Origin of the sequence: Fusobacterium perfoetens (assembly GCF_021531475.1) — a bacterium.
Taxonomy (GTDB): domain Bacteria; phylum Fusobacteriota; class Fusobacteriia; order Fusobacteriales; family Fusobacteriaceae; genus Fusobacterium_B.
The window spans coordinates 24,878-32,563 of the sequence record NZ_JADYTX010000026.1; the positions used below are offsets into that span (position 1 = coordinate 24,878).

At 28.8% G+C, this 7,686-nt stretch carries 9 protein-coding genes and 2 tRNA genes; 5 read left to right on the forward strand and 6 right to left on the reverse strand.

Translation table 11 applies throughout. The annotated features are described in order from the left end of the window. Positions 1-111 precede the first annotated feature (111 nt). Genes I6E15_RS06875 through I6E15_RS06890 form a run of 4 tightly spaced genes read left to right on the forward strand, consistent with a single transcriptional unit; the run spans position 112 to position 2,895 of the window. Positions 112-792, forward strand: coding sequence for a NifB/NifX family molybdenum-iron cluster-binding protein (locus tag I6E15_RS06875; RefSeq protein WP_235247106.1), 681 nt, complete (start codon positions 112-114; stop codon positions 790-792). A gap of 56 nt (positions 793-848) precedes the next feature. After that, complete coding sequence (locus I6E15_RS06880; protein ID WP_235247107.1) at positions 849-1,217, forward strand: NifB/NifX family molybdenum-iron cluster-binding protein; 369 nt, start codon at positions 849-851, stop codon at positions 1,215-1,217. 12 nt (positions 1,218-1,229) lie between these two features. Further along, the gene (locus I6E15_RS06885) at positions 1,230-2,060 is read left to right on the forward strand and encodes a P-loop NTPase (protein ID WP_235247108.1); all 831 of its coding nucleotides are present in this window, start codon (positions 1,230-1,232) and stop codon (positions 2,058-2,060) included. Continuing rightward, positions 2,050-2,895, forward strand: coding sequence for an ATP-binding protein (locus I6E15_RS06890; protein WP_235247109.1), 846 nt, complete (start codon positions 2,050-2,052; stop codon positions 2,893-2,895). The genes I6E15_RS06885 and I6E15_RS06890 overlap by 11 nt, the downstream gene beginning before the upstream one ends. Positions 2,896-2,923: 28 nt before the next feature. Here I6E15_RS06890 and glmM read toward each other — a convergent pair whose 3' ends face one another. The 4 genes from glmM to lepB all read right to left on the reverse strand — a co-directional run bounded on the left by glmM (position 2,924) and on the right by lepB (position 6,282). Next, positions 2,924-4,285 carry a phosphoglucosamine mutase gene (gene glmM / locus I6E15_RS06895; protein WP_235247110.1) on the reverse strand — a complete coding sequence of 454 codons (1,362 nt, stop codon included), beginning with the start codon at positions 4,283-4,285 and terminating at the stop codon, positions 2,924-2,926. Then, positions 4,282-4,809 (reverse strand): Gx transporter family protein, encoded by a 528-nt coding sequence (locus tag I6E15_RS06900; RefSeq protein ID WP_177160150.1) that lies wholly within the window; start codon positions 4,807-4,809, stop codon positions 4,282-4,284. The genes glmM and I6E15_RS06900 overlap by 4 nt, the downstream gene beginning before the upstream one ends. Positions 4,810-4,821: 12 nt before the next feature. Beyond that, on the reverse strand, positions 4,822-5,247 hold the full coding sequence (gene rimI, locus I6E15_RS06905; protein WP_177160151.1) for a ribosomal protein S18-alanine N-acetyltransferase: 426 nt from the start codon (positions 5,245-5,247) through the stop codon (positions 4,822-4,824). Positions 5,248-5,355: 108 nt separating this feature from the next. After that, positions 5,356-6,282, reverse strand: a complete 927-nt coding sequence (lepB, locus tag I6E15_RS06910) for a signal peptidase I (protein ID WP_235247111.1) — start codon at positions 6,280-6,282, stop codon at positions 5,356-5,358. Positions 6,283-6,463: 181 nt separating this feature from the next. On the opposite strand from lepB, the gene I6E15_RS06915 reads away from it, so the two are divergent. Continuing rightward, positions 6,464-6,539: transfer RNA gene (locus I6E15_RS06915), tRNA-Lys, on the forward strand. A gap of 467 nt (positions 6,540-7,006) precedes the next feature. On the opposite strand, the gene rplS is transcribed toward I6E15_RS06915, so the two are convergent. Together rplS and I6E15_RS06925 are read right to left on the reverse strand one after the other, a co-directional pair. Further along, positions 7,007-7,357, reverse strand: coding sequence for a 50S ribosomal protein L19 (gene rplS / locus I6E15_RS06920; RefSeq protein ID WP_235247112.1), 351 nt, complete (start codon positions 7,355-7,357; stop codon positions 7,007-7,009). Positions 7,358-7,522: 165 nt separating this feature from the next. Then, positions 7,523-7,598 (reverse strand) — tRNA-Asn (locus tag I6E15_RS06925). Positions 7,599-7,686: the final 88 nt, after the last annotated feature.

The following is a 7,686-nucleotide window of genomic DNA, read 5'->3' on the forward strand; positions in this document are numbered from 1 at the left end:
AAAAATACTGGTATTTATTTTGCCAGTATTTTTTTATTTTTGTTGACAAATAAAAAAAATAGGAATATAATTATATTGTGCATATGCACAATATAAAAAAGGAGGAGATTTATGCCTAGATGTAAAAAAGTAAGATGTTGTAGAACTCTTAATGGTGAATATATTTTTAAACCAAATGGTATTCCTCTTTCTGAAACTGAAATAATTGAAATAGAGATTGATGAGCTTGAGGCTTTGAGACTCTGTGATTATGAAGGAAAAAATCAAATTGAAACTGCTGAGATTATGAAAGTTTCTAGGGGAACTATCCAAAGACTTTTAAATAGTGGAAGAAAAAAAATCTTAGAGGGACTTTTATACCAACAATCAATTAAACTAAAAAATACACATTTAGAATATACAAAAGAAAATATAGGAGATGATACTATGAGTAATGAAATTTTAAGAGTTGGATTTCCAACAAATGATGAAATAACTGTTGAGGAACATTTTGGACATTGTGCAAAATTTGCTGTATTCTCTATTGAAGACGGAAAAATTGTAAAAAAAGAAATACTTGTTGCACCTGAACACGCACCTGGAGTTTTCCCTAAATTTATCGCTGCTAATAATATAAATGTAGTTATAACAGGTGGAATGGGACAAAGAGCAATCGACCTTATAAAAGCTAACGGTGGAGAAGTTATACTTGGAGCTTGTGGAAATATTGAGGACGTTTTAAAAGTATATCTTGAAGGAGAACTTTACTCTAAAGGATCAGCTTGTACTCATCATCACCACGACCACGAATAATAATTTTTATAGCTACTGCTACAATTTTTGCAGTAGCTTTTTTATAAGGAGGAAAAATGAAACTTGCAATAGCACTTAAAGAAAATGATTACAATTCATTTGTTGATGAAAGATTTGGTAGAACACCTTTTTTTATTATTATTGATAGTGATACAAAGGAATTTGAAATAATAGAAAATGAGGCAAAAGATGAGGCAACAGATGCTGGATTAAAAGCTGTAAAAAATCTTTTAAAGTATGAAATAGATACGATAATAGCTAGAGAAATTGGACCAAAAGCTGGAGAGTTAATCTACGATTTAGAAATTCCTACTTTCAAATTTAAAGATTTAGAAAAAGTTGATGAAATAGTTAAGGCTTTCAACGAAAATACTCTAGAAAAATATGACCTTTCTTCAAAACCAATGGGGCTTAGAAAAGCTTAGGAGAGTGATTTTTTGAAACTTGCAATTTTAAGTGGTAAAGGTGGTACAGGTAAAACAACCGTAAGTTCAAACCTTGCCTATATTACAAAAAATCTTTTAATTGATACAGATATTGAAGAGCCTAACTCACATATATTTTTAAAACCAAAAGATATCGAAACTACTCCTTGCTTTACTCATTACCCAATAGTTGACGCTGAAAAATGTAATTTATGTGGAAAATGTGGGGATTTTTGTAGATTTAATGCTATTATTCCTAGTAGAAAAAAAGTTTTAGTTTTTGAAGAAAGTTGCCACGACTGTGGAGGTTGCGAAATTATTTGCGACTTCAAAGCTATCACTTATGAAAAAAGAGAGATTGGAAATATTTTCTCAGGAAAAACTTTTTTTAATTCTCCAATGAAATATGGAAAACTGAATATAGGTGAGATGTCTGGAGTAAAAATCATAAAAGATATTTATTCTAAAACTAAAGAATCTGATTTTATAATCGACTGCCCACCAGGGACATCTTGTACAACTGTGGCTTCTGTTGAAGTAGCTGATTTTGCAGTTATTGTTACTGAGCCATCTCCTTTTGGTCTTAGTGATATGAAACTTGTAGTGGAACTTTTAAAAGATTTAAAAATACCTTTTGGAATAATAATAAATAAATCTTTGGGAGATGATAGAGAAATTTTAAATTTTGCATTAGAAAATAAAATATCTATTCTTGGAAAAATCCCATTTGATAAAGATATTGCAAAAAATTATGCAAAGGGAGAGGTTTTATCTCATATAAGTCCAAAATATAAAGAGATTTTTGAAAATATCTTAAATGAGGTGAAGAAATATGAAATTTAATGAAATAGTTGTAATTTCTGGTAAAGGTGGTACTGGTAAAACCACTGTAACTGCTTCCCTTATTCCGTATTTTGATAATCTTATAATAGGAGATTGTGATGTTGATGCTCCCAACCTAAAAATACTACTTTCTCCAAAGGATCTAGAAAAAAAAGAGTTCTTTGGAATGAAAAAATTTGTAAGGGATATGTCTCTTTGTAAAGAGTGTGGAAAATGTTTTAAAGTTTGTAAATTTTCTGCCATTGATAATCCTACAAAATGTGAGGGTTGCGGAGTTTGTCAGATTGTTTGTCCATTTGGTGCTATAAAAGAGATAGACAATAAAGCTGGAAATCTTTTTATATCTGATACTTCCTATGGAGAGATGGTTCACGCCTCTCTTATTCCGGGAGAAGAAAATTCTGGAAAACTTGTGGCAGAGGTTAGAAAAACTACAAAATCCATAGCTGAAAGAGAAAATAAGCAAAATATTATTTTAGATGGGGCTCCGGGGATTGCTTGTAATGTTATAAGCTCTTTAACAGGTGTTAAAAAAGCTGTAGTAGTTGTAGAGCCTACACTTTCTGGACTTCACGATTTAGAGAGAGTTTTGGATTTAATAAAAAGATTTAGAATAGAGCCTTTTTTTATAATCAATAAATATGATTTATCTTTGGAGATTTCTGAGAAGTTAGAAAAATTCCTAAATAAAAAAAATTATAAAATCTCTGTAAAAATTCCTTTTAATAAAGAGATTTTTGATAGTATAAACCAAAAACAAATTCCTTCAAAATATATTCCAAAATTTTTTGAGGAAATTGACTTTGATAAATTAGCTGAAGATTTAAAAAAATAGCAGGATTGTTAGTCCTGCTATTTTTATATTATGCTAATTCAGCTTTTACTACATCAGCTATCTCATTAGCTATTCTTTTTACCATTTCTCCATCTTTTCCCTCAACCATTACTCTTACTATTGGCTCAGTTCCAGATGTTCTAACTAAAACTCTTCCTTGACTTGCCATCTCTTTTTCTTTTTCAAGAATTACAGCTTCTATTTTTTTATTAGAGCTCCATGAATTTTTAGCGCTATTATCTTTCGCTCTTACATTTATTAATACTTGTGGCCAATCTTTTATTTTTTCAACCACTTCAGCTAAAGATTTTCCAGAATCTCTTAATGTTTCAACTAATTTTAATGAAGTTTGAATTCCATCTCCAGTAGTTCCATAGTCTAGCATTATAATATGTCCTGATTGTTCTCCACCAAGATTTAGACCTTGAAGTTTCATTTTTTCAAGAACATATCTATCTCCAACATTTGCTCTTACTAAAACTATTCCATTTTCATTTAGGAAAGATTCAAGACCCATATTACTCATAACAGTTGTTACTACTCTATTTCCATTTAAAAGATTTTTCTTTTTCATTTCAACAGCAAGAGTAGCTATAACTTTATCTCCGTCTACTATATTTCCATTTTTATCAACAGCAATTAATCTGTCAGCATCTCCATCATAAGCAAGTCCTAAATCAGCCTCGTATCCAACAACAACTTTTGATAAAATTTCTGGGTGAGTAGAACCACATTTTACATTTATATTTGTTCCATTAGGAGCGTCATTTATAACTACAATTTCAGCTCCAAGTGATAAAAATACATCTTTTGCAGCTCTATAAGCTGAACCATTAGCTGCGTCTAATATGATTTTCATTCCTGAGAAATCACCTCTAACAATTGATTTTAAGTGATCTCTATATAGGAAATAATCATCTTGAGCATATTTGAATTTTCCTAATTCATCTCCAGCTATTGGATTTTTAGTTATTTCTTCTAAAGAATCCATATATCCTTCTAATTCTTCTTCTATTTCATCAGGAAGTTTGCAACCATCTTTTCCAAAAATTTTGATTCCATTGTCTTTTGCAGGATTGTGTGATGCAGATATCATTATTCCAGCTTCAGCTTCTTTTACTTGAGTGATATATGCAACTCCCGGTGTAGGAATTACACCAACGAAATCAATATTTATTCCCATTGAGTTTAATCCTGCTGTAAGAGCTGATCTTAACATATAACCAGATATTCTTGTGTCAGATCCCATTATAACTTTTATTTTTTTCTTATCAGGATTATTTTTCTTTAAATAATATCCCAAAGCATATCCAAGTCTCATTGCTAGATCTGCCGATAATTCTCTATTTGCCTCTCCTCTAATTCCATCTGTTCCAAAGTATTTTCTCATAATTTTTTACTCCTTCTCAATAATAATTTTTCTCCTATTATTCCGGTTATCAATCCAGATATACACCCTAGTATCAAAAATCCAAAGATGAAGAACATTATATATTTAGAATTGATATTTATATTTCTAAAAAGTAGAAAATATACAACCAATAGCTGAATAATATTGTGAGTCAACGCCGAAAGCATACTTATTGACACCAGTGTTAATTTATTTCTAAAATGATATAAAAATATCATTATTGAAAGACTACCCATTCCAGATACAAAACTTATAATAAATCCAGGGGTAAATAAAGTTCCCAGCATAAGTCCCTGAATTAATATTCTAAGTACAACAACTTCAACAGCCATTTGTTTACCAAATTTTTCCAGAGCTATTATTCCACCTATATTGGCAAGTCCTACTTTTAACCAAGGAAATGGTTTTGGTATCAATGTTTCAGCCAAAGAAAGATAAAGTGATAATAATATAAGTAAAATTAAATATTTCTCATATCTTTTTTTGTCCTTTACTGTATCCATCTATAACCCTCTTTATTTTTGCCACATCATTAAAATAGCACTTTCCCCAGTATCACTATAATAATTTTTTCTTTTTCCAACAACTGCAAAAGAATTTTTTTCATAAAATTTTATGGCACTCATATTATTTTCCCTTACTTCTAAAAAAATATCACGGTCTTTTCTTTTTACCTCATCTATCAGTAAACTAGCAATTCCCCTTTGTCTTACCTCTGGTAAAACTCCAATCTTCATAATTTCCAAAGAATCACTATTATCAAATAAAATAATATATCCTACCATTTTATCTTCTTCATCTTTTGCTGAGAAAAAACTATAAAGCTCTTTCTTCTGGTTCATTTCACAAAGTTCCTTGTAAGAATATCCACTAAACTTAAAGATCTCTTTTTCAAGTTTTGCAATATCCTCCATATTAGTTTCATTACAAATCTTATACATTTCTCTCTTACCCTATATTTATTTTTTATTAGTTCGTTAAAACCAACATTTTATTTATGATATTATAATATCATATTTTACCAAATCTTTAAATAATATTTTATTTTCTTATTTTAATAATTTTATTTTGTTAATAGGCCAAAATCTTACAAAAGCTTTTCCTCTTATTCTATCCTCTTTTACAAATCCCCACATTCTTGAATCATAACTTCCATTTGTATTATCTCCAAGAGCTAGATAATAATCATCTTCCAATGTAGTTTCAATAGTTTTTCCGTCCATAAGATCTTTTATAACTTTTTTATCGTGAACCAAATCAAGTATCATTCCTGTTCTTTCGCCATTTACATAAAATTCAAGACTTGGAATAGCCTCTTTTATCTCTCCTGGATTTTGAAGAAGTATATCTTGGATTCTTCCAACATTTATATTTCTTCTCATATATTCTTCTGTATAATTTCCTCCAGGTATAATAGTCACTTTGTCACCTTTTTTAGGAACAATCCAAGTATTATTTCCTAAATCTCCAAGTGGGGAATAATTTCTACTTTCTATTTTATTATTGTTTATATACAAATAATTATCTTTTATACAAACATTTTCTCCAGGAAGTCCCATTATTCTTTTTGTATAAAGAACTTTATTTTGAATAGGCTCTTTAAATACAACTATCTCTTCTCTTTTTGGAGCTCTAAATTTATATGAAACCATATTTCCAAAAAGTCTATCTTTTGGCATAATAGTTGGTTCCATTGAACCTGTTGGCACCATAAAATTTCCTAAATAAAATCTTTGAATAATAAGAACCAATACTATTGCTGTAATAATAGATTCAATTCCATTCAAAACAGATGCTATATTTTTTCTCTTTTTCTCCTCTACAATTCCCAACGAATCACAGATATTTTCAGAAAAATTTTCTATCATACTTTTTATTTTAGCAGATAAAGTTTTTTCCTTAACAAAAAGATATAAAAAAAATAAACTTAAAATAATATAAAATATTATATTGAATATAAAATTTTCTCTACTCATATTTTCTCCTTAAATAATTTATTCATAATCTTTAATTAAGACAGTTTTTTTCCTTATTTTGTCAAAAATAACATAAATATTTTATCATAGAAAAGATTTTTATTCAATAAAATGGATTTTTTTATAAAAACTCTTTACAAATTCTAAACTTAGTGGTATACTTTATCCGTTAAATTTATTTGCATCATTAGCTCAGTTGGTAGAGCATACGACTCTTAATCGTACGGTCATCAGTTCAAGTCTGATATGATGCACCATTTAAAATATTAAGCCACTTTTTACTAAGTGGTTTTTTTATTACTTAATTTTCTTTATCTCTACTTATCATACCTAAATTTTTTATTTTTATACCTCTTAAAAAAATTATACTTCAACTTAAATCATTAAAATGATAAAATTTATCTTAATTATTTTTTTATATTCGTACCTACAAAAATATAATAATTCTTCTCAAATTATTAATAAATTCTCAATTATTTTTTATTATTCTCTAAAAATCTAAATCTTTTTTGATTATACAATATTTTATATTTTATAAAAAATTAAATTTAATTATTACAAATACTAGTAATTGATTTTTAAAAGTAACTACTAGAAAAACCAACAGTTTTTTAATGATTTTTATAAAAATTTAAAAGTATTTTTAAAAATTATTTTTTGAAAAAACTTAATATAATCTAAAATAAAAAAACCAAAGGATAAACCCTTGGTCTTTTTTATTTTACTATTTTCTAAGTTCTTTGATTCTAGCTTTTTTACCAGAAAGTCCTCTTAAGTAGTAAAGTTTAGATCTTCTTACTCTTCCTACTTTAACTACTTCGATTTTATCGATCATTGGAGAGTTTAAAGGTATGATTCTTTCTACTCCTACACCGTCTACTACTTTTCTAACTGTGAAAGATTTAGCGATTCCTGATCCAGCAACTCTGATTACTGTTCCTTGGAATAATTGTACTCTTTCTTTGTTTCCTTCTTTTACTTTGTAGTAAACTCCTACTGTATCTCCTGCTTTGAATTGAGGGATATCAGTTCTTAAATAATTTTGCTCAACTAGAGCGATTAATCTTTCTTTCATTTATAATCCTCCCTTAAGATATTCATATAATATTTTTGGTGTTTATAGCGGAATATCCGTTTATTAACTTAGGTATTCTATCATAAAAACTCTTTATTGTCAATGATTAGTTTTATAATAGGGTAAAAAAAAACAACCCTCAAAGGTTGTCTATATATTCTTTAATGGCGCTTCTTGCTGGACTCGAACCAGCGACAACACGATTAACAGTCGTGGGCTCTACCAACTGAGCTAAAGAAGCATTTGGTAGAGTTGGCAAGTTCCTATCCTCCCAGAGGGCTGCCCCCCAAGTACTTTCAGCGTTTACGAGCTTAACTGCTAGGTTCGGT